The organism is Pseudomonas sp. FH1, assembly GCF_000510895.2.
In the GTDB taxonomy this organism is placed as follows: Bacteria; Pseudomonadota; Gammaproteobacteria; order Pseudomonadales; family Pseudomonadaceae; genus Aquipseudomonas; species Aquipseudomonas azotoformans_A.
Genome location: NZ_AOHM01000025.1, coordinates 146,797 through 169,028, shown reverse-complemented (window position 1 = coordinate 169,028; position 22,232 = coordinate 146,797). Strand labels below are relative to the sequence as shown.

Sequence of the window (22,232 nt, the reverse complement as noted above, 5' to 3'; positions counted from 1 at the left end):
CGTCCTGCGACAACCGTCAACGTGACGTACGGGCGCATGAGCCACTACTATCTCGGCTACCGTGAACCTGGGAATAACTAAAAATGCTTTATCTATGGGTCAAAGCCTTCCATATCATCAGCATCGTCTGCTGGTTTGCCGGGCTGTTCTACCTGCCACGCCTGTTCGTCTATCACGCCCAAAGCGAGGACACCGTCAGCAAGGAGCGTTTCAGCGTCATGGAGCGCAAGTTGTACCGCGGCATCATGGGGCCTGCGATGGTTGCCGCGCTGATCTTCGGCGGCTGGCTGATCTACCTGAACCCGAGCATCTTTCATTCGGGCGGCTGGATCCACGCCAAGCTGACACTCGTCGTACTGCTCATCGGCTACCACCATATGTGCGGCGCGCAGGTAAAACGCTTCGCCCGTGGCGAAAACACCCGCAGCCATGTCTTTTATCGCTGGTTCAATGAAGTGCCCGTTCTGATATTGCTGGCTATCGTAATTTTGGTCGTGGTCAAACCGTTCTAATTTCAATTACTCGGGGTACCTCCAATGTCATTGCCCGCTCTGCTTGAACAACGCCTGCGCCTGCCCGTCGTGGCGGCGCCGATGTTCCTGATTTCCAACCCGCAACTGGTCCTGGCGTGCTGCCGCAATGGGGTGGTCGGGAGTTTCCCGGCGCTCAACCAACGCGAAAGCAGCGGGTTCAAGGCCTGGCTGGAGGAAATCGAAGCGGGCCTGGCACAGTTGGATAACCCCGCTCCCTACGCCGTCAACCTGATCGTGCACCACAGCAACCCACGGCTGGAGGCGGACCTGGCGATCTGCGTCGAGCACAAAGTGCCGATCGTCATTACCAGCCTGGGCGCCGTGAAGGAATTGGTAGACTCCGTACACAGCTATGGCGGCCTGGTGTTTCATGACGTCACCACCCGACGCCATGCCGAGAAGGCTGCCGAAGCCGGCGTCGATGGCCTGATCGCCGTTGCGGCCGGCGCCGGTGGCCATGCCGGCACTTGGAGCCCGTTTTCGCTGATTGCGGAGATTCGCCAGTTCTTCGACAAAACCTTGCTGTTGGCTGGCTGCCTCAACCACGGGCACGAAATTCTCGCCGCCCAGTTGCTCGGCGCAGACCTTGCCTATTTCGGCACGCGCTTTATCGGCACCACCGAAAGCCACGCCCCGGATGCCTATAAAGAGATGCTGCTCACATCGCGCGCCGCCGACATCGTGCACACTCCCGCTGTCTCCGGCGTGCCCGCCAGCTTCATGCGCCAGAGCCTGGAAAACGCCGGTTTCGACCTCGCCGCCCTGCAAGGCAAAGGCGAGGTCAACTTCGGTTCCAAGCTCAAGCCGTTGAGCGACGAAGCCAAGGCATGGAAGACTGTATGGTCCGCCGGCCAAGGTGTCGGTGAAATTGATGATTTGCCCAGCGTCGATGAACTGGTTGCCCGTCTGGATGCCGAATACCGCAAGGCCCGCGAACAGGCCGCTCAATTGCGCTGGCCGCGCTGACCCAACCGCAAGGCCTGCCATTTGAGCCGGCCTGCCCTACCTCCCTGAATCAAGTGACAAGGAAGCCCGCATGAGCGACAACCGTTTCAAGATCGTGTTTGATGGAGCCTTGCTCCCGGGTGTCGAAAGCACCACGGCCAAGCTGAACCTGGCCGAGCTGTTCAAGAGCGACGTCGAAGCCATCGAGAAGCTCTTCACCGGTCGCCCGGTCGCGCTCAAACGTGACCTGTCGCGCCCGGATGCGGAAACCTACCTCACCGCACTGAAAAACGCCGGGGTCGATGCGCGCATTGAACCCGAACAGCCCGTGGCCTTCAGCCTGGACGAAACTCACGAAACGGACTCTGGCAACTTCTCGCGCCCTGCAGCTTCACCTTACGCACCACCACGTTCCGCCGTGGGTGATGACCTGCCGGAATACGCCACCCTCAAGGTGTTCACTATCCACGGGCGCATCGGTCGACTGCGATACCTCGCCTGGACCCTGGTGTTGACCCTCACACTGCTGGTTGCGGGCGGCATCATCAGCACCGTCAGCTTTGCCGTTGCCACCGCTTCGCCAACGGCGGGGACCATTCTTGGTGTACTGCTAGGCCTCGGGCTGTTTGTTGCGCTGGTCTGGGTCAGTGTGCAAATCGGTGTGCAGCGCCTGCACGACCTGGGCTGGTCTGGCTGGTTGTACTTCCTCAACCTGGTTCCGCTGGTGAACAGTGTCTTCCCGATCCTGCTGCTGGTATTGCCGGGCAATGCAGGCGCCAACCAGTATGGCGCGCCACCACCACGCAACTCCACGGCGGTAAAAGTCCTGGCCACCCTGTGGCTGGCGTTTATCCCGGTCATGCTTGCCATCGTGGTAACCCTGGGCATGAACGGCTACCTGAACCAGCTCGAAGCCAACATGGACAGCAGCTACGAAAGCAGCTCCATCACCTCCGATGAAGATGCCGACCAAGCCACCACCGTCGAAGAAGACGAAGCGCAGAGTGCTGACGAAGCGGGCGAACCTGTAGACTCTCCAGAACAGTGAAGAAACGCCCCCCGGCCTGTGATGCCTTTGTCACAGGCGCGGTGGCGTTGCGATGGAGAAAGGCATGACCCGTTACGCTCTGATCACCGGCGCCTCCAGCGGCATCGGCCTGGCCATGGCCGAAGCCCTGGCCCGTCGCGGCCGCAGCTTGATTCTGGTGGCCCGCCAGCGTGATCAGTTGGAAAGCATTGCAATCGAGTTGACCCAACGCTTTGGCGTCGAGGTGCTGTTCCGGGCCTGCGACCTGGGCGAGCCGTTGCGCTTGTCCGGGTTCCTGCTGGAGCTTGAGGAAGGCGAGCGGCAGATCGACCTGCTGGTGAACTGCGCCGGCATCGGCACCAGCGGGCCATTCCTCGCCCAGGATTGGATGACCGAACAAGACCTCATGGAGGTCAACATCCTCGCCTTGACCCGTATGTGCCACGCCCTTGGCAACACCATGGCGCTGCACGGCGGCGGGCAGATTCTCAATGTGGCGTCCATCGCGGCGTTCCAGCCCGGCCCGTGGATGAGCACTTACTACGCCAGCAAAGCCTATGTATTGCACTTTTCCGAAGGCTTGCGTGAGGAATTGAAGACCTGCGGCATCAAGGTCTCGGTGCTCTGCCCCGGCCCTACTCGCACCGCGTTCTTCGGCACCGCGCAGATGGACACCGCCAAGCTCGACCGCAGCCAACAGCTGATGAGCCCCGAAGAAGTGGCGCTCTACACCGTGCGCGCCCTGGATAAAAACAAAGCCATCATCATCCCTGGCCGCCGTAACCGCTGGATCGCCTTCAGCCCGCGCTTCAGCCCACGCTGGCTGACCCGCAAGATCGCCGGCGCCATCAACAAGGCCTATTGCCCACGTTGATTGGCTGAGTACACTCACCCTGCACATTCATAATGGAGAAACAGCTGTGGATACTCTGTTCACCAAGATCATCAACAGAGAAATACCCGCGGATATCATCTACGAAGATGATCAAGTCCTGGCGTTCAAGGACATCCACCCGGCGGCGCCTGTGCATTTCCTGGTCATTCCCAAGAAACACATCCCGACCCTTAATGACCTGACCGAAGAAGATAAAGCCCTGGCCGGTCATATTCTGTTCACCGCCCAGCGCCTGGCCGTGGAACAAGGCTGTGAAGAAGGTTTCCGGGTGGTGATGAACTGCAACCCGAAAGGTGGGCAGACCGTCTATCACATCCATATGCATGTGCTGGGTCAGCGCCAGATGAACTGGCCGCCGGGCTGATCTGCCCTTCAGCAAAGGTCGCGGCCCCAGGCTGCGACCCCATGCCCTTGACGCAGCGCAAACGCTTCCCCCTCTCTTGCGGTAAACTGGCCGCCGAGATTCTTCCCGGAGGTCAGCATGACTACCCAACGTCACTACTCGCCGATTGACCGTCTGTTGCTGCAAGCCGACATGGCCATGCGTACGCTGCTGCCGTTCAGTGGTCAGCCGTACCGCCCTTCGCCCGCGATTGTGCAGCCCGACGCCCAGATGAGCGAGACCGAGACCCGCCACGTCGCCGGCCTGATGCGCATCAACCATACCGGCGAAGTCTGCGCCCAGGCGCTGTACCAGGGCCAGGCCCTGACCGCCAAGCTGCCGCAGGTCCGTGCCGCCATGGAACATGCCGCCGAGGAAGAAATCGACCACTTGGCCTGGTGCGAGCAACGCATTCGCCAACTGGGCAGTCACCCGAGCGTGCTGAACCCGCTGTTTTATGGTTTGTCGTTCGGGATTGGCGCCGCTGCCGGCCTGATCAGCGACAAAGTCAGCCTGGGTTTTGTCGCCGCCACCGAACATCAAGTGTGCAAACACCTGGATGAGCATCTGGAACAACTGCCGGTCGAGGACGAAAAGTCCCGGGCGATTCTTGAGCAGATGCGCATCGATGAAGAACACCACGCCGAAAGCGCGTTGGATGCGGGGGGTTTCCGCTTCCCCGCGCCGGTGCGGTTCGGTATGAGTCTCTTGGCCAAAGTCATGACCAAAAGCACCTATAGAATTTGAATGCATCGAACCGAAAAAAAGGGCGCTATCACAGTGCCCTTTCTTTTTGCCTTCCGATTGAGCGATCAACCCAACTCGATGATTTCGTAATCATGGGTGATGGCCACACCGGCCGCTCCGAGCATGATTGACGCCGAGCAATACTTCTCGGCTGACAGCTCGATAGCACGCTTGACCTGGGCTTCTTTCAGCGCCCGGCCCTTAACCACGAAATGCATGTGGATCTTGGTGAATACCTTGGGGTCTTCAGTGGCGCGCTCGGCTTCCAGGAAGGCTTCGCAGCTTTCCACGGCTTGGCGGGACTTTTTCAGGATGCTGACCACGTCGAAATTACTGCAACCGCCTACGCCCAGCAGGAGCATTTCCATCGGACGTACGCCCAGGTTACGGCCACCGGCTTCCGGCGGGCCGTCCATGACCACCACATGGCCACTGCCCGACTCACCGAGGAACATGGCTTCGCCCGCCCATTGGATGCGTGCCTTCATCGCCCAGACTCCACTGCTAAAAAAGGGTCGCCAGCTTAGCACAGGGCCCGCCTGCGTCAGCGTTTCCAACAAAAGCGATCAATAGCAGGGTTTGCAAGGAAAATTGGCTAATCGAGTCAGAATGTGTCTGTTAAGCTGACGCCAAATCGATGGCGTAATGCCACCCTTTATACAGCGCGTATCAGTGCCGATACCCGATGAATACAACAACTCAAACTATTTAGCGCAGTCTTTTCGGGATACAACCATGGTTGCCCTTACTCCCATACCCAAGATCAAGAATCTCGACAAACTGTTGATGCATTGCCAGCGACGCCGCTACCCGGCCAAGCACAACATCATCTGCGCGGGTGAACGCTCCGAAACGCTGTTCTTCATCATCAAAGGCTCGGTCACCATCCTGATCGAAGATGAAGACGGCCGTGAAATGATCATCGCCTACCTGAACACCGGGGATTTCTTTGGGGAGTTGGGGCTATTCGAACAAGCTGGCAAGGAACAGGAGCGCAGCGCCTGGGTGCGCGCCAAGGTCGAATGCGAAGTGGCCGAGATCAGCTACGCCAAGTTCCGCGAGCTTTCCCAGCACGATCCCGACATTCTCTATGCCCTGAGCGGCCAGATTGCCCAGCGTCTGCGCGACACCACGCGCAAGGTCGGCGACCTGGCATTTTTTGATGTAACGGGACGAGTCGCCCGTTGCCTGCTGGATTTGTGCAAGCAGCCCGACGCCATGACGCATCCCGACGGAATGCAGATCAAAGTCACGCGTCAGGAAATCGGGCGCATTGTCGGCTGTTCACGGGAGATGGTCGGTCGCGTGCTCAAGGACCTGGAAGAGCGCAACCTGGTACACGTCAAAGGCAAGACGATGGTGGTGTTTGGCACCCGCTAAACCGGCAGGAAACTGGCCAGCATTTTGCGGTACAGGGTGTCCAGCCGGCTGATCGCATCCGGCGCGGGGAAGGCTTCGTGCAAGGCAATGTGGCTGTCGGCGCGCACCCGCTGGTCGAGGCCGCAGGCTTCATTGAAGCGATTGACCGCCGCGATCAGCTCGTCGCGATCGTTTTCCAGCAACAGCGCACCGTGCACCAACCCCACCGGGCGCCCACCACTTTGCCGCCAACGCTGGGCGGTGCCGACCATTTTGCGGCCGTTGAGGTTGACGTTGTAGCGGCCGTCGCAAAACGCGCCGTCGATTTCACCGACGGACGCATCGCCTCCCAACTCGATCAGCAAATCGCAGATCGGTTGGCACAAACGCAAGTAACCCGTTTCGATACGGTTCTGATCGCCTTCGCTGCGCGGCGGAGCATAGACCAGGGCGATGTTGACCGTGGCACTCGACTGCGGCACCGGTTCTCCACCGGTTTCACGCAGCAATACCGGCCAACCGGCATCCGCGGAAACCTGGCTGGCGGTCTCAAAAGCCGGCAAGCGGCTCAAACGACGTGGCATGACCAAGGCTTGGTCGCTGGGTTGCCAGAACAGCAACCCATATTCCCGCTCACCCGCGCAAACCGCCGCCATCAGGTCTTGTTCGGCGGCAAGCCCTGCTTCGACAGTCATCGCCACCGGCTGAGTCATCATCAATCCAGGGTCGAACCGCTGACCGCCACGCCACGCTCCGGGAAGAACAGGCGCTGCAATTCGGCCCCTGGGTTCTCGGCACGCATGAAGGTCTCGCCCACCAGGAACGAATAAACACCGCTGATCTCCATCAGCTCCACATCGGCACGGTTGACGATACCACTCTCGGTAATCACCAGACGGTCGCGTGGAATGCGCGGCAGCAGGTCGAGGGTGTTTTCCAGGCTGACTTCGAAGGTGTGCAGGTTACGGTTGTTAACCCCCACCAGCGGTGTGTCGAGGGTTTTGAGGGCGCGTTCCAGTTCGTCACCGTCGTGCACTTCTACCAGCACATCCAGGCCAACGCTTTTCGCCACGGCCGCCAGTTCCGCCATCTTCACGTCATCCAGGGCGGAGACGATCAACAGCACACAGTCGGCGCCCAGGGCACGAGCTTCGACAATCTGATACGGGTCGACCATGAAATCCTTGCGGATCACCGGCAACTTGCACGCGGCGCGGGCCTGCTGCAGGAACAGGTCGGAACCCTGGAAATAGTCGATATCAGTCAGTACGGACAGGCAGGTCGCACCGCCCTTCTCATAGCTCTTGGCGATCTCTTCAGGAATGAAGATCTCACGAATCACGCCCTTGCTCGGCGAAGCTTTCTTGATTTCAGCAATGACGGCCGGCTGCTTTTCCTTGGCCTGCTTGATCAACGCATTGGCAAAGCCACGCGGAGCATCAGCGATCTTCGCCTGGGCTTCCAGCTCGGCCAGGGTCACGCGGGCACGACGCTCAGCCACTTCTTCGGCCTTGCGGGCCAGGATCTTTTCCAGAACGGTCGGCACACTCATCCTTCATTCTCCATCTTGAATACTGCGGTGAATGCTCCCAGCTCTTCGAGCTTTTCGCGAGCCAGACCGGTGTGCAGCGCATCGTGGGCCAAGGCGACACCTTCTTTAAGACTATAGGCGTGGTCGGCCGCATACAGCGCAGCACCCGCATTCAACACTATCATCTCGGCAGCTTTTTGACCGTTCTCAGTCTTGCGACGCCCCAGGGCATCGCGAATCAACTCCAGTGAGGCCGCCGGGCTTTCCACCGCCAGGCCGTGCAGGCTCTGGCTCTTCATGCCCAGATCTTCCGGCTCGACCCAATACTCGGTGACCTGGTCATTCTTCAGCTCCGCCACAAAGGTCGGTGCCGCCAGGCTGAATTCGTCCAGGCCGTCCTTGGAATGCACCACCAGCACATGCTTGCTGCCCAGGCGTTGCAGTACTTCGGCCAATGGCCGGCACAGTGCCTGGCTGAACACGCCCACCACCTGGTGTTTCACACCGGCCGGATTCGTAAGCGGGCCGAGCATGTTGAACAGGGTGCGCAGGCCGAGGTCCTTGCGCGGGCCTGCGGCGTGCTTCATCGCACCATGGTGGGATTGGGCAAACATGAAGCCGATGCCGACGCTGTCGATGCAGCGCGCCACTTGTACCGGCGTCAGGTTCAGGTAGATCCCGGCCGCCTCCAGCAGGTCGGCGCTGCCGCTCTTGCCGGACACTGCGCGGTTACCGTGCTTGGCCACGGTGCAACCCGCCGCCGCGACCACAAACGAAGAAGCCGTCGACACGTTGAAGATGTTCGCACCATCACCGCCAGTACCGACCACATCGACCACGCCGTCGAGGGTCTTGAGTTCGACCTTGTCCGCCAACTCGCGCATCACCGATACGGCGCCGACAATCTCGTCGATGCTTTCGCTCTTCATGCGCATAGCCATCATGAACGCGCCAATCTGCGCGTCGGTGCATTGACCGGTCATGATTTCGCGCATCACATCGCTCATTTCAGCGGTGCTCAGGTCCAGGTGGCCGACGATACGGCTCAGGGCAGTCTTGATATCCATGGAAAGTCCTTAGCGCGTGCCGCCGCTCTGCTTGAGAAAGTTGGCGAACAGCTCGTAGCCCTGCTCGGTCAGGATCGACTCGGGGTGAAATTGCACCCCTTCGATATTCAGTGTCTTGTGGCGCAGGCCCATGATCTCATCGACCGAGCCGTCTTCCAGCTGGGTCCAGGCGGTCAACTCCAGGCATTCCGGCAGGGTTTCGCGCTTGACCACCAGCGAGTGATAGCGGGTCACGGTCACCGGCAGGTTGAGGCCATGAAACACGCCGACATCATTATGGAACACCGGGCTGGTTTTGCCGTGCATCACCTGGCGCGCACGCACCACGTCACCACCAAAGGCCTGGCCGATGGATTGGTGGCCCAGGCACACGCCCAGGATCGGCAGCTTGCCGGCGAAATACTGGATCGCTTCGAGGGAAATGCCTGCCTCGGTCGGCGTGCACGGGCCTGGCGAAACCACGATGCGCTCCGGGTTCAGGGCGGCGATTTCGGCCACGGTCAGTTCGTCGTTGCGCACCACCTTGACCTCTGCACCCAGCTCACCCAGGTACTGCACAACGTTGTAGGTAAAGGAGTCGTAGTTATCAATCATCAGCAACATGGGGGAAACCTCAGGAATTGGGGGTCTGTTCAGCCAGCGCAACGGCGCGGAACATCGCGCGGCGCTTGTTCAGGGTTTCTTCCCATTCGAGGGCCGGCACCGAGTCGGCGACGATCCCGCCACCGGCCTGCACGTGCAGTTCCCCGTCCTTGATCACGGCGGTGCGAATCGCAATGGCCGTGTCCATGTTGCCGTTCCAGGCGAAGTAACCCACGGCACCGCCATAGACACCACGCTTGACCGGCTCCAGCTCGTCGATGATTTCCATCGCGCGAATTTTCGGCGCACCCGACAAGGTGCCCGCCGGCAGAATCGCGCGCAGTGCGTCCATCGCCGTCAGGCCGGCTTTCAGCTCGCCGGTGACGTTGGACACAATGTGCATCACATTCGAATAACGCTCGATGACCATCTTCTCGGTGAGCTTCACCGAACCGATTTCCGAGACACGCCCGGTATCGTTGCGACCCAGGTCGATGAGCATCAGGTGCTCGGCGATTTCCTTGTCGTCGCTCAACAGGTCTTCTTCGAGCGCCAGGTCGGCCTCTTCGGTCGCACCGCGTGGGCGGGTGCCGGCAATCGGGCGCACGGTGATCAGGTTGTCTTCGACGCGCACCAGCACTTCCGGCGAACTGCCCACCACGTGGAAGTCACCAAAGTTGAAGAAGTACATATACGGCGTTGGGTTGAAGCAACGCAGGGCGCGGTAAAGATCGATTGGCGCGGCCTTGAAGTCGATGGACATACGCTGCGACGGCACCACCTGCATGCAGTCACCCGCGAGGATGTATTCCTTGATGGTATCGACGGCGCGCTCGTAGTCATCCTGGGTAAAGCTGGAGCGGAACACCGGGTCGGCCGCCGGCGGACGGCTGAGGTCCAGGCCGCGACGCGGAGTGATTGGCTGGCGCAGTTTTTCCAACAGGGCTTCGAGGCTGGCGCGGCCTTGTTCGAACGCGTCCGCCTGGGATGGGTCGGCGAGCACAATCGCGTGCATCTTGCCGGCGAGGTTGTCGAACACCACCACGGCATCGGAAACCATCAGCAGAATGTCCGGCACGCCCAGCGGATCCGGGTTCGGGCATTTGCCCAAGCGTTTTTCCACATAACGCACGCAGTCGTAACCGAAGTAACCCACCAGGCCGCCGTTGAAACGCGGCAGGCCAGCAATGGTCGGCACGTTGTAACGCGCCTTGAACGCTTCGACGAACGCCAGTGGATCTTCTACGTCGTGGCTTTCGATCTCGACGCCATCATGGGTGATGCTCACATGATGGTCGTGTACCCGCAGCACTGTGCGGCACGGCAGGCCGATGATCGAGTAACGCCCCCACTTCTCGCCGCCCTGTACGGACTCGAGCAGGTAGGAATTGGGCTCGTCGGCCAGTTTCAGGTAGATCGACAGCGGCGTGTCGAAGTCGGCCAGGGTTTCGCAGGCCAGGGGGATGCGGTTATAGCCGGCAGCGGCCAAACGCAGGAATTCTTCGCGGGTCATGATATGCCTCGTGGCTTGAGGGTCTAACAGTCAGGTATGCAAACGCGCCGCAGAGTGCGGCCAGGATCAGTCAGGCGCGCCAACGCCAGCGGGCCAGGGCCTTGATGACTTTCATCCAGAGTTTGCGAGTGACCACCACGATGGAATTTCCAGAAGGGGACGGATCGGTATCGGGCAACGTTATCTCAGCGCCAGCTCCCAAGCAACCGGGGATTAACAGACGCAGGTCATCAATCACCAGTGAAGGCGACTCTTCGGCGATTGGCCGACCATGGTTATAGCCGTAACTGAGGGCCACGCACTGCACGCCCGCCGCCTTTGCCGCCAGCACATCACTGCGTGAATCGCCGACGAACAACGACTGCGAGGCCGGGATATTGGCCATTTTCATCACGAAAAACAGGGCCGCCGGATCGGGTTTTTTCTGCGGCAGGGTATCGCCACCGATGATCCAGCGGAAATACCGGCCGATTTTCATCTGGTCCAATAGCGGTGCGACGAAGCGTTCCGGCTTGTTGGTGATCAGGGCCATTTCCACGCCCTGCTTGCTCAGCCACTTGAGCGTGTCGCGCACGCCGGGGTAAACCACGGTCAGTTCATGGCCATCTTCGTAGGCGGCGTTGAACAGTTCCAGGGCATGCTCGGCCTCCACATCATCCACGCCTTCGGCATCAATGTTGTTGGCCAAGGCCCGGCGCACCAGCATCTGCACGCCGTTGCCGACCCATTCGCGCACCGACTCGATCCCTGCCGGCTTACGTCCCAGCTTGAGCAGCATGTCGTCCACCGCCGCCGCCAGGTCGGGCACCGAGTCGATCAAGGTGCCGTCCAGATCGAACATCACCAGCCGTGGCAATTTGCCGGGGAACAGCTGCTCAAAGCCGCTCATGGACGCGCCAGCGCCAACTCGGCACGCATCTTGTCGATGACTTCCTGATAGTCCGGCGCATTGAAGATCGCCGAGCCAGCCACAAAGGTGTCGGCACCAGCGGCGGCGATTTCGCGGATATTGTTGACGTTGACCCCACCGTCGATTTCCAGGCGGATGTCACGGCCGGACGCATCGATCAGCGCACGGGCTTCACGCAGCTTGTTCAGCGTGCCGGGGATGAACTTCTGGCCGCCGAAGCCTGGGTTGACGCTCATCAACAGAATCATGTCGACCTTGTCCATCACGTACTCAAGCACACTCAGCGGAGTGGCCGGGTTGAACACCAGGCCCGCCTTGCAACCGCCTTCGTGGATCAACTGCAAGGTGCGGTCGACGTGCAGCGAGGCCTCCGGGTGGAAGGTGATGTAGGTGGCGCCGGCTTCGACGAAGTCGCCGATGATGCGATCCACCGGGCTGACCATCAAGTGTGCATCAATCGGCGCAGTGATGCCGTACTTGCGCAGCGCAGCACAGACCATCGGGCCGATGGTCAGGTTGGGCACGTAGTGGTTGTCCATGACGTCGAAGTGCACGAAGTCGGCACCAGCGGCCAATACCTTGTCCACTTCCTCACCCAGGCGGGCGAAGTCGGCGGAGAGAATCGATGGAGCAATAACGAAGGGCTGCATGACGCACCTTTTTTGAGCTAAATCACGATGGCGCGCATTGTATACCTCATGCTTTGCCGCGCGCACCGTGACCTAACTCAACGGTTAGTAAGCGGCCCGGTAGATTTTCTCGATATCGGCCGCGCTGAGCTTGCGCGGATTGTTGCGCATCAGCCGCTCAATGCCCGCCGCTTCCACGGCCATGGCGGGGATTGCATCTTCGGGAACCCCGAAACTGTGCAGTCCTGCCGGGATCTCGACGGCGGCGCACAATCGCGTCATCGCCTCCACGGCCTGGTCGGCGGCATCGTTGACGCTCAAGCCGGTGATATTCACGCCCATGGCCTGGGCAATCTCCTGCATGCGCTCCACGCAGGCCAGCTTGTTCCAGTGCATCACATAGGGCAGCAACAGCGCATTGCTCACACCATGGGCGATATTGAAACGCCCACCCAACGGATAAGCCAACGCGTGCACCGCGCCGACCCCGGCATTGCCGAATGCCATGCCGGCCATCAGGCTGGCGGTGGCCATGTCGTCGCGAGCCTGCAGGTTGGCCGGGTTGGCGTAGGCCTTGGGCAATGCCTGGGCGATCAGCTTGATGGCGCCGATAGCCAAGGCGTCGGTGATCGGCGAGGCGTTCAGCGACAGGTAGGATTCGATGGCATGTACCAGCGCGTCCACGCCGCTGGCGGCAGTGACACTGCGTGGACAGGTCAGGGTCATTTGCGGGCTGATCAGCGCGACGTCCGGCAACAGATAATCGCTGACAATGCCTTTTTTCAGCTGCGCAGCCTTGTCGGAGAGAATCGCCACATTGGTCACTTCCGAACCGGTACCGGCGGTGGTGGGGATAGCGATCAGCGGCGGGCCCTTGCGTGGCACCTGGTCGACGCCGAACAAATCCGCCAGCGCGCCGTGGTAGCCGGCATACGCCGCAACACTTTTGGCAATGTCGATGGCGCTGCCGCCGCCCACGCCGATCAGGCCGTCGTGCCCGCCCTCGCGGTAGACCCGCATGCAGTCTTCGACAATGGCGATTTCCGGATCGGGCAACACCCGGTCAAAAATCTCGTAGGTGCGCTCGCCCAGATGTTCGAGTGCCAACGCGACGGTGCCGGATTTGACCAGCGCAGCGTCGGTGACGATCAGCGGGTTGTCCACATCCAGGCGCGTGAGTTCAAAGGCCAGTTGTTCGATGGCGCCAGCGCCGGTCAGCAGTTTGTGGGCGATCTTGAATGAGGAGGTACTCATGTGCGCGGCCTCTTATTAAGTGATGGGCTGGCACAAGAGTAGCTCCCTATGGCGTGTTGTCAGCCATTCATCGGGCGAATGGTCGTTACACCTGCGCGGTACGCAGTTTCTCGCTGCGGCCGCGCAGCCATTCCAGGGTCAGCAACAGCAACACCGAGAACGCAATCAGCAGGGTTGCCGCCGCCGCAATCGTCGGACTGAGGTTTTCCCGGATACCGCTGAACATCTGGCGCGGCAGCGTGGCTTGCTCGGGGCCGGCGAGGAACAGCGTCACCACCACTTCATCGAACGACGTTGCGAACGCAAACAACGCCCCGGAAATCACCCCCGGCGCGATCAACGGCAAGGTCACCCGGCGGAATGCGGTGAGTGGCGAAGCACCCAAGCTGGCCGCCGCCCGCACCAGGTTGTGATTGAACCCCTGCAATGTGGCCGACACGGTGATGATCACAAACGGCACACCCAGCACCGCATGCACCACGATCAGCGAGAAGAAGCTATTGCCCAGGCCCAGCGGCGCAAAAAACAAGTAACTGGCCACGCCAATGATCACAACCGGCACTACCATCGGTGAAATCACCAAGGCCATGACCAGCGCCTTACCCGGAAAGTTGCCGCGAGTCAGGCCAATCGCTGCCAAGGTGCCGAATACCATCGCCAGCAACGTGGCCGCCGGGGCGACGATGATGCTGTTCTTCAGCGCCCGCATCCACTCGGCGGAGGCGAAGAAGTCCTGATACCAATGCAGCGAGAAGCCCTGCAACGGGTACACCAGGAAACTGCCGCTGTTGAACGACAGCGGGATGATCACCAGCACCGGCAAAATCAAAAACAACAGGATCAAGCCGCAGAGAATCCGCAAGCTGTAGAACCACACCCGTTCGACGGGCGACATATAAGGGCTCAGCATCGCAAGGTCTCCTCAGCTCAGGCGCAGGCGGCTGGCGCCGACCAGGCGGTTATAGATCAGGTACAGCAACACGGTGGCCAACAGCAGCAAGCCGCCCAACGCCGTGGCCATGCCCCAGTTGATGCTGGTATTGGTGTAGAACGCCACGAAGTAACTGACCATCTGGTCGTTCGGGCTGCCCAGCAGAGCCGGGGTGATGTAGTAACCAATCGCCAGGATGAACACCAACAGGCAACCGGCTCCGACACCAGCGTAGGTCTGGGGGAAGTACACGCGCCAGAAACTGGTAACCGGGTGACAGCCCAGTGAAATCGCCGCGCGCATGTAGGTGGGCGAGATACCCTTCATCACGCTGTAGATCGGCAGGATCATGAACGGCAGCAAGATGTGCACCATGGAGATGTAGACGCCGGTCCGGTTGAACACCAACTCCAGCGGCTTATCGATCAGGCCCATGCCCAGCAGTGCGCTGTTAATCAGGCCGCCGGATTGCAGCAGCACGATCCACGCGGCGACTCGCACCAGGATCGAGGTCCAGAACGGCAGCAACACCAGGATCATCAGCAGGTTGCTTTTGCGGGCTGGCAGGTTGGCCAGCAGGTACGCCAGCGGATAGGCCAGCAGCAGGCAGACCGCCGTGATCACCAGGCCCATCCAGAAGGTCCGGGCAAAGATGTCCAGGTAGATCGCCTGGTCCGGCGTGGCCGGCGCCACTTCACCGAGGTCATCGATGCGGTGATCGACGGCCGCCAGCAGATAGAACGGGGTAAGACTGCTGGTATTGCGCCGGATCGCCTGCCAGTACGCCGGGTCGCCCCAGCGTTCATCAAGGTTTTCCAGCGCTTCTTTATAGGACACCGGCACTTCGCTGAAGGGCAGCGCCCGCGCGGTTTTGGTCAGCAGGCTGCGATAGCCGGCCAGTTCCATGTTCAAGCGCTTGGACAGATCGCCCAAGGTCTGATTTTGACGGGCCTCGCCCAAGTCCTCACTGAGGGCCTGGTACACCGGCTCGCCCGGCAACCCGCGGCCATCCCAGGCCGTCACCGCCACCACGGTACGCGGCAAGCCGCCCACCACTTCCGGGTTGCCGACGCTTTTGAACAGCAGCGCCACGATCGGCACCAGGAACACCAACAGCAAGAACAGCACCAGCGGCGCAATCAAGGCCTGGGCCTTCCAGCGATTGAGCCGCTCGGCACGCGCCAGGCGCTGCTTGAGGGTGGGGCTGTTGACCTCGTTCGAGGGAACGGCGATGGCCATGGCTGACTCCGATTTCTTAAACATCAATGCAAAACGGTGGGTGTGGCACTTGTTCTGTGGCGAGGGAGCTTGCTCCCGCTGGGGCGCGAAGCGGCCCCAAAAGAGGGGACTGCTGCGCAGTCCAACGGGAGCAAGCTCCCTCGCCACAGATTCGATCTCACAGCTCTAGCGAGTTACTTGGCAGCCCACGAGTTGAAGCGCTGCTCCAACTGCTCACCGTTATCCGCCCAGAAGCTCACGTCGATCTGCACCTGGTTGGCGATGTTTTCCGGGGTGGTCGGCATGTCCTTGAGGATGTCCTTGGCCAGCAGCGGCACGGCCTGGGTGTTGGCCGGGCCGTAGGCGATGTTTTCCGAGTAGGTCTTCTGTTGCTGTGGCTGCACCGAGAAGGCGATGAATTTCTTCGCCGCTTCAGCACGGTCTTTCGCCAGGCCTTTAGGAATTGCCCACGCGTCGAAGTCGTAGATGCCGCCGTTCCACACCACTTTCAGGTTGCTTTCTTTCTGCACGGCGGCGATGCGGCCGTTGTAGGCCGAACTCATCACCACGTCACCCGAAGCCAGGTATTGCGGCGGCTGTGCGCCCGCTTCCCACCACTGGATCGATGGCTTGAGTTCGTCGAGCTTCTTGAACGCACGGTCCTGGCCATCTTTGCCGGCCAGCACTTTGTAGACGTCCTTCGGCGCGACGCCGTCGGCCATCAGTGCGAATTCCAGGGTGTACTTGGCGCCTTTACGCAGGCCGCGCTTGCCCGGGAATTTCTTGGTGTCCCAGAAATCCGCCCAACTGGTCGGTGCGCTGGCCAACTTGTCGGCGTTGTAGGCGAGCACGGTGGACCAGACGAAGAAGCCCACGCCGCACGGCTGGATCGCGCCCTTCACGTAGTCGGCGCTGTTGCCGAACAGTTTCGGGTCGAGGGGCTCGAACATGTCCTCATCGCAGCCACGGGACAGCTCCGGCGACTCCACTTCCACCAGGTCCCAGGACACGCTCTTGGTGTCGACCATGGCTTTGACCTTGGCCATCTCACCGTTGTACTCGCCAGCGATGATCTTGCCGTTGCCCGCGCTTTCCCACGGTGCGTAAAAGGCCTTGACCTGGGCCGCCTTGTTCGCGCCGCCAAAGGACACGACCGTCAGGTCCGGGCCTGCCATGGCCTGTGTCGCGCCCATCAAGCCCAAAGCCAGGGCGGAATACTTCAGGGATCTCAACATTGTTGTTCTCTCCACGTGCAGGGTTGGTGAAGCCAGGGGGCGATCAATTCGCCTCTAGAAGTGGGTCGAGTGCGCGAACGTGCTCGACTTGCCAGCCAATCGGTACCACGTCGCCGACCGCCAGGGCTGGGTCCAGCTCGGCAATCGGTTGTTTCACAAAAAAATCGGCCTTGCCGCAGACTTCCAGGCGCACGCGCACGTGGTCGCCCAGGTAGATGAATTCGGCCACGCGCCCAGAGAAGCGGTTGACGCAGCTTTCGCTGGAGCCATTGAGGCTGACGCGCTCCGGGCGCACCGACAGGGTCACCGGACCGCCGACCTGGCCGACATTCACGGCCAGCGCCTCGACCTTCTCGCCGCGCGCCAGCTCCACCACGCAGCGCTCGCCGGTATGGCTGTGCAAGCGGCCGTTGAGGCGGTTGTTCTCGCCGATGAAGTTGGCGACAAAGGTGTTCTTCGGTTCTTCGTAAAGGGTGCGCGGCGCGGCGATCTGCTGGATCTCGCCCTGGTGGAATACCGCCACACGGTCAGACATGGTCAGCGCCTCGCCCTGGTCGTGAGTCACATACACCACCGTCACGCCGAGGCGCTGGTGCAGGTGTTTGATCTCCATCTGCATGTGTTCGCGCAGTTGCTTGTCGAGGGCACCGAGGGGTTCGTCCATCAGCACCAGTTGCGGTTCGAACACCAGCGCGCGGGCCAATGCCACGCGCTGTTGCTGGCCGCCGGAGAGTTGCGCCGGGTAGCGCTGGGCGAACGCATCAAGCTGGACCATGCTCAATACGCGTTTGACCCGCTCGCTGATATCGGTCTTGCTCAAGCCCCGCACCGACAGCGGGAACGCCAGGTTCTCGGCCACGGTCATGTGCGGAAACAGCGCGTAGTTCTGGAACACCATGCCGATGTCGCGCTTATGCGGCGGCACGTTGTTGATGGAGCGCCCGGCCAGCTGGATTTCGCCGGCGGTCGGCGTTTCAAAGCCGGCGAGCATCATCAGGCTGGTGGTTTTGCCGGACCCGGAAGGCCCGAGCAGGGTAAGGAACTCGCCCTTGCGAATCTCCAGGTTGAGGTCTTTGACGATCAGGTTCTCGCCGTCGTAGCTCTTCTGCACGCCACGAAAGCTGACCAGCACATCATTTGAATCCACCTCGCTCATACCCGCACCTTTTTGTTTTGGACTGCTGTGAGACAAGCGTAGTCCAGGCGCAAGGCCCCGGAAATCGGGGGCCAGGAGAGAATTGCATCAGTCGGATGGAAGGTTCGGGGTAGGGATTGCCCTACACGGATGGCGCGCACGGGACGGTGCAGCGACAAGGGGCGAGCTGCAAGCAGCAAGAATGGGCTCGGCGGGGTTTTTGCGGTGTCGCTTTCAGGTATGCGGTTAGAGCAGCTTGTGCTCCATGGCGTATTTCACCAACTCCGCCAGGGACGTGATATTGAGCTTTTGCATCAGCCGCGCCTTGTGGGTGCTGATGGTCTTGCTGCTCAGCGCCAACTGTTGAGCGATGTCGTTGACGTTGGCGCCCTGGGCCAGGCGCTCGAACACCGAGAATTCGCGCTCCGACAGTAATGAATGCAGCGGTCGCGTATCGGTGAGGCCGACTTCGAAGACCATCCGGTCGGCCAGGTCCGGGTCGATGTAACGTCCACCTGCCGCCACCTTGCGAATCGCCGTGAGCAACAGCGCCGGGTCGCTGTCCTTGGTGGCGTAACCGGCGGCGCCGACCTTCAAGGCGCGGGCGGCCATTTGCGCCTCGTCGTGCATCGACAGCACCAGGATTGCCGGCGGATTGTTCAGCGCACGGATCCGCGCAATCGCTTCCAGGCCGTTGACGCCGGGCATCGAAATGTCCAGCAACACCACCTCGCAGGCAACGTGGCGCAAGGTTTCCAGCAATTGCTCGCCATTGCTGGCCTCCCCCACCACCAACAGGTCTTTGGCCAGGCCAATCAATTGCTTGATGCCTTCACGAACGATGGTGTGGTCTTCGGCTACCAGTACGCGGATCACAGGGATTTCCTCATGGTGTTATGCATCCAACGGCACCGTGACACTCAGGGTGGTGCCCTCCCCCAACTCGCTGTCCAGGCTCAACTGCCCACCCATGATCAGCACGCGCTCGCGCATGCCCACCAGGCCAAACGACACTGGGCGGCCCTGGGCCTGGACGAAACCGACGCCATCGTCGCTGATGGTCAGACGCAAATCCGTGCCCTCCAGGGCCAGGGTCAGTTCAACAGTATGTGCCTGGGCATGGCGCATCACATTGGTCAGCGCCTCCTGCAGGATGCGGAACAAGCCAATGGCCTTGGCATCGCTGAGGGTCGGCAGGTTATCCGGAACCTGCACCAAACAGGGAATTTGCGTGCGCGCTTCAAAGCGCCGCGCCTGCCATTCAATGGCCGAGGCGATCCCTGCATCCAGAATCGGCGGGCGCAGTGCCGTCGCCACATCGCGCACCAACTGGAACAGCTGGGCGATCAAGCGTTTCATGCTGTTCAAGCGTTCATGCAAACCGGGATCCAGCTGCGCATAGGCCAGCTCGCACATGGAGGTTTCGAGCTTGAGCACGGTGAGCATTTGCCCGAGTTCGTCGTGCACTTCACGGGCGATACGGGCCTTTTCTTCTTCGCGTACGGTTTCCAGGTGGGCGGACAGTTCGCGAAGTTGCGCACGGGAGGCATCCAGTTCCAGCTCGATGCGCTTGCTTTCGCTGATGTCCCACACAATCCCATCCCACACCACCGAGCCGTCTTCCAAACGTCGGGTGACCGCCTTGATCTCGGCCCAGCGTTGTTCGCCCTGGCGTGGAAGAATCCGACCTTGCCAGAACCAGTTGCTCTCAGTGTCGGTAGCCTGATCCAGCGTACCGAGGTAACTGGCGCGGTCGTCTGGATGCACCACACTGCGAATCCCCACTTCCGGTCGGCTCAGCACCGCAGGCGCGTAGCCCACCAGGCTTTCGCTGCCCTCACTGATGTAGGCGAATTCGATTTCGTCGCTCAACGGCAAACGCTCCAGGCGGAACACCAGCCCCGGCACGTTCGCCGCGATCCCCTGCAGGCGCGCCTCACTTTCCTGCAAGGCCGCCAACGCGCGACGACGCTCGGTGACGTCATTCAGATAAACCACCAGGTATTCGCCGTCGGCAAACCGCAGGAAGCTCAAGGACACATCCGCAGGCAACACGCTGCCATCCGCCCGCAGGCAGTCAGTGGCAAAACTCTGCGGTCCCTCCTCACTGGCTCGGGCGCGTCGCCACAGGTTCAGCCAGCGGTCCATGGTGAGGGTGGGATCGAACTCGACCAGCGGCCGCTCGATCAGCGCACCGGGGCCGTAGCCGAGCATGCTTTCGGCCGCGTGATTGGCATAGCGCACGTGGCTGTCCCAGTTGACCCAGAGGATGCCGACAGTACTTTGGTCGATGGAAAACTGTGTCAGCCTTAAGGCCTCGGCACCCGCGGCGCGGGCAGCGCTTTCTTCCCGCGCGGCCAACAGGCCGTGTTCGAGCACCCGTTGCTGGCGGCGTTGCCAGAACACTACGGCGAGGCTGGCGAGCAGCAACAGGCCCAACAATAGACTGCGGTTTTGCCACAGACCAGGGGACTCCGTCAGCCGTGGGTATTTGGGTTGCAGCCAGCGGTTGTGCAGTTGATCAAGGTCGCGGGCAGGAATCGCACGCAAGGCACTTTGCATGATGCCGGCCAGTTCCGGCCATTCTCGTCGCGTGGCCACCCGCAGCAATTGCGGCAGGCCGATATCGCCCACCACTGCCAGCCCGGCAAACTCCGCCTCGCCGGACAAACGGCTCAACTGCGCTTCATCCACCACCGCATAACGCGCTTGCTGGCTCACCAACAATTGAAGGGCCTGGCGCTCCATCGGTACGCCCTGCAGGTTGAGGCCGGGGTAGGTGCTGCGCAGGTAATCAGCTACGGCGCTGGGCATGCGCACGGCGACGCGGGATTGCTCATCGAGCTTCTCCAGCTCCACGGCGCCGCCGCCCTCACGGATGCCGACGATGTGTTGCGGCACGCGCATATAAGGGTCGGTGAACAACCACAGGCGCAAACCCGCCGGGGTTTGTTGCAGGCCCGGGGCGATGTCCACTTCGCCCTCACGCACGGCGGCTTCCAGTTGTTCCTGATTGGGGAAATTGCGCCAGGTCAGCTCGATATTCAGCGCCTTGGCCAGCCATTGCATCAACTCGACATTAGCCCCGGACAGCCGCTGCAAACGCCGATCGTATTGCGCGTAGGGCGCCTGCAACACAAGGCCCACCCGCAGCTCCGGGTGCTGGGCCAGCCATTCGCGTTGCTGCGCATTGAGTTGTGCCTGGGGCGCGACGGGCGCAGGGGCTGCATTTGCCATCAAGGCAAGGCACAAACAGCCGATAACCAGCAGACAGCGAAAACCCATGATCCACGTCTCACATCACTGACAAATACTGACCAACCCATTAGGCTGCTGGAATCACTTCTGGCCGGGAATTTACGATGCCCTTTCTTCACCGTTCAGCATTGCCAGCATTGTGCCTGTCGCTGCTTTTTACCAGCGCCTTTTCTGTACAGGCCGCTGACGCACCCGCACCTGCCGCGGAAAAACCGGTCGAGCGCCAGCCCTTGTCCGAGCGCAGCCAGGCAGAAGCCAGCGCCCTCGAACGCAAGATCCCGCAACAAGAACAGCAGCAATTGCAGGCCGGCAGCGATTCATTCCTCGCCCTCTGGAAACCCGCCAACAGCGCCGAGCCTGAAGGCGTGGTGATTATCGTCCCCGGCGCCGGCGAAAATGCTGACTGGCCGCAAGCAATCAGCCCGCTGCGGCACAAATTGCCGGACGCCAACTGGGGCAGCCTCAGCCTATCGTTACCGGATGTAAGCGTGGATACGTTGCCACCGCGTGTGATGGAGGCGCCCAAGGCGACTGTCGACACCAGCAGCAAGGAAGCGAGTACCGCTGACAAACCCATCGAGCAGGCCGCCAGCGCCGAAGCCGAAGGCACCGACCCGGCGGTGGTGCCGGGCGCCGATGAGCAGGACAAGACCGACGCCTCGCGCATCTTCGACCGCATCGACGCCGCCGTGGCCTTCGCACAGACCCAGAGCGCACGCAGCGTGGTGCTACTCGGCCATGGCACCGGTGCCTGGTGGGCCGCACGCTATTTGAGCGAGAAACAACCGTCCCAAGTGCAGAAGTTTGTGATGGTGGGCGCGCAGACGCCCAACGGACGGCATCCAGATGTGCAGCAACTGGCCCCCGGCCTGAAGTTGCCGACCGCCGATGTCTTCTATCAGGACAACGCCCAATCACGCAAAAACGCCGTGGCCCGCGCCCAGGCAGCCAAGCGTTTAAAGAATGACGGTTACAAGCAGGTGTCGTTGAAAGCCTTGCCCGGCAACAGTGCTGCCGAGCAGGAGCAGTTATATCGCAGGGTTCGCGGCTGGTTGAGCCCACAGGCCAACGCCGACTGAAA

23 protein-coding genes are annotated in these 22,232 nt (G+C 61.1%); 8 read left to right on the top strand and 15 right to left on the bottom strand.

What is annotated here, in order from left to right; translation table 11 throughout:
• Window positions 1-83: 83 nt before the first annotated feature.
• The 6 genes from hemJ (at window position 84) to coq7 (ending at window position 4,529) form a co-directional block, all read left to right on the top strand.
• Window positions 84-512, top strand: a complete 429-nt coding sequence (hemJ, locus tag H096_RS10865) for a protoporphyrinogen oxidase HemJ (RefSeq protein WP_033898145.1) — start codon at window positions 84-86, stop codon at window positions 510-512.
• A gap of 24 nt (window positions 513-536) precedes the next feature.
• Complete coding sequence (locus H096_RS10860) at window positions 537-1,499, top strand: nitronate monooxygenase family protein (RefSeq protein WP_033898144.1); 963 nt, start codon at window positions 537-539, stop codon at window positions 1,497-1,499.
• A gap of 70 nt (window positions 1,500-1,569) precedes the next feature.
• Complete coding sequence (locus H096_RS10855; RefSeq protein WP_033898142.1) at window positions 1,570-2,526, top strand: DUF805 domain-containing protein; 957 nt, start codon at window positions 1,570-1,572, stop codon at window positions 2,524-2,526.
• Window positions 2,527-2,590: 64 nt separating this feature from the next.
• Complete coding sequence (locus H096_RS10850; RefSeq protein WP_033898141.1) at window positions 2,591-3,379, top strand: SDR family oxidoreductase; 789 nt, start codon at window positions 2,591-2,593, stop codon at window positions 3,377-3,379.
• A 46-nt stretch (window positions 3,380-3,425) separates the two neighbouring features.
• Window positions 3,426-3,764: a histidine triad nucleotide-binding protein gene (locus H096_RS10845; protein WP_010206940.1), complete on the top strand. Its 339-nt coding sequence runs from the start codon at window positions 3,426-3,428 to the stop codon at window positions 3,762-3,764.
• 117 nt (window positions 3,765-3,881) lie between these two features.
• Entirely contained in the window at window positions 3,882-4,529 is a 648-nt protein-coding gene (coq7, locus tag H096_RS10840; protein ID WP_033898140.1) for a 2-polyprenyl-3-methyl-6-methoxy-1,4-benzoquinone monooxygenase, read from the top strand.
• A gap of 65 nt (window positions 4,530-4,594) precedes the next feature.
• On the opposite strand, the gene H096_RS10835 is transcribed toward coq7, so the two are convergent.
• Window positions 4,595-5,017 (bottom strand): OsmC family protein, encoded by a 423-nt coding sequence (locus tag H096_RS10835; RefSeq protein WP_005792019.1) that lies wholly within the window; start codon window positions 5,015-5,017, stop codon window positions 4,595-4,597.
• A gap of 247 nt (window positions 5,018-5,264) precedes the next feature.
• Here H096_RS10835 and crp point away from each other — a divergent pair, with 247 nt between their 5' ends.
• Window positions 5,265-5,909: a cAMP-activated global transcriptional regulator CRP gene (crp, locus tag H096_RS10830; RefSeq protein WP_033898139.1), complete on the top strand. Its 645-nt coding sequence runs from the start codon at window positions 5,265-5,267 to the stop codon at window positions 5,907-5,909.
• Here the strand turns inward: crp and H096_RS10825 are convergent.
• From H096_RS10825 to H096_RS10760, 14 genes are all read right to left on the bottom strand, one after another.
• Window positions 5,906-6,601, bottom strand: coding sequence for a lipoate--protein ligase family protein (locus tag H096_RS10825; protein WP_033898137.1), 696 nt, complete (start codon window positions 6,599-6,601; stop codon window positions 5,906-5,908). The genes crp and H096_RS10825 overlap by 4 nt on opposite strands.
• A gap of 2 nt (window positions 6,602-6,603) precedes the next feature.
• Window positions 6,604-7,440 (bottom strand): indole-3-glycerol phosphate synthase TrpC, encoded by an 837-nt coding sequence (trpC, locus tag H096_RS10820; protein WP_033898136.1) that lies wholly within the window; start codon window positions 7,438-7,440, stop codon window positions 6,604-6,606.
• Window positions 7,437-8,486 carry an anthranilate phosphoribosyltransferase gene (gene trpD, locus H096_RS10815; RefSeq protein ID WP_010206948.1) on the bottom strand — a complete coding sequence of 350 codons (1,050 nt, stop codon included), beginning with the start codon at window positions 8,484-8,486 and terminating at the stop codon, window positions 7,437-7,439. The genes trpC and trpD overlap by 4 nt, the downstream gene beginning before the upstream one ends.
• 9 nt (window positions 8,487-8,495) lie before the next feature.
• Window positions 8,496-9,089: an aminodeoxychorismate/anthranilate synthase component II gene (locus H096_RS10810; RefSeq protein WP_033898134.1), complete on the bottom strand. Its 594-nt coding sequence runs from the start codon at window positions 9,087-9,089 to the stop codon at window positions 8,496-8,498.
• Window positions 9,090-9,099: 10 nt separating this feature from the next.
• A complete protein-coding gene (trpE, locus tag H096_RS10805) occupies window positions 9,100-10,581 on the bottom strand; it encodes an anthranilate synthase component I (RefSeq protein ID WP_025857058.1) in 1,482 nt (493 codons plus the stop codon).
• A 70-nt stretch (window positions 10,582-10,651) separates the two neighbouring features.
• The gene (locus H096_RS10800; RefSeq protein ID WP_033898132.1) at window positions 10,652-11,470 is read right to left on the bottom strand and encodes a phosphoglycolate phosphatase; all 819 of its coding nucleotides are present in this window, start codon (window positions 11,468-11,470) and stop codon (window positions 10,652-10,654) included.
• Complete coding sequence (rpe, locus tag H096_RS10795) at window positions 11,467-12,141, bottom strand: ribulose-phosphate 3-epimerase (RefSeq protein WP_010206952.1); 675 nt, start codon at window positions 12,139-12,141, stop codon at window positions 11,467-11,469. The genes H096_RS10800 and rpe overlap by 4 nt, the downstream gene beginning before the upstream one ends.
• 84 nt (window positions 12,142-12,225) lie before the next feature.
• Window positions 12,226-13,374, bottom strand: coding sequence for an iron-containing alcohol dehydrogenase (locus H096_RS10790; protein ID WP_033898131.1), 1,149 nt, complete (start codon window positions 13,372-13,374; stop codon window positions 12,226-12,228).
• Window positions 13,375-13,459: 85 nt separating this feature from the next.
• On the bottom strand, window positions 13,460-14,284 hold the full coding sequence (locus H096_RS10785; protein WP_033898129.1) for an ABC transporter permease: 825 nt from the start codon (window positions 14,282-14,284) through the stop codon (window positions 13,460-13,462).
• Window positions 14,285-14,296: 12 nt separating this feature from the next.
• The gene (locus H096_RS10780) at window positions 14,297-15,544 is read right to left on the bottom strand and encodes an ABC transporter permease (RefSeq protein WP_033898128.1); all 1,248 of its coding nucleotides are present in this window, start codon (window positions 15,542-15,544) and stop codon (window positions 14,297-14,299) included.
• A 173-nt stretch (window positions 15,545-15,717) separates the two neighbouring features.
• Window positions 15,718-16,758, bottom strand: a complete 1,041-nt coding sequence (locus H096_RS10775) for an ABC transporter substrate-binding protein (RefSeq protein WP_033898127.1) — start codon at window positions 16,756-16,758, stop codon at window positions 15,718-15,720.
• 43 nt (window positions 16,759-16,801) lie between these two features.
• Entirely contained in the window at window positions 16,802-17,914 is a 1,113-nt protein-coding gene (locus H096_RS10770) for an ABC transporter ATP-binding protein (protein WP_028618154.1), read from the bottom strand.
• Window positions 17,915-18,139: 225 nt separating this feature from the next.
• On the bottom strand, window positions 18,140-18,769 hold the full coding sequence (locus H096_RS10765; protein WP_016977885.1) for a response regulator transcription factor: 630 nt from the start codon (window positions 18,767-18,769) through the stop codon (window positions 18,140-18,142).
• Window positions 18,770-18,787: 18 nt separating this feature from the next.
• On the bottom strand, window positions 18,788-21,178 hold the full coding sequence (locus H096_RS10760; protein ID WP_033898124.1) for a sensor histidine kinase: 2,391 nt from the start codon (window positions 21,176-21,178) through the stop codon (window positions 18,788-18,790).
• 77 nt (window positions 21,179-21,255) lie between these two features.
• Here H096_RS10760 and H096_RS10755 point away from each other — a divergent pair, with 77 nt between their 5' ends.
• Entirely contained in the window at window positions 21,256-22,230 is a 975-nt protein-coding gene (locus H096_RS10755; RefSeq protein ID WP_033898123.1) for an alpha/beta hydrolase family protein, read from the top strand.
• The last annotated feature ends 2 nt before the right edge of the window (window positions 22,231-22,232 follow it).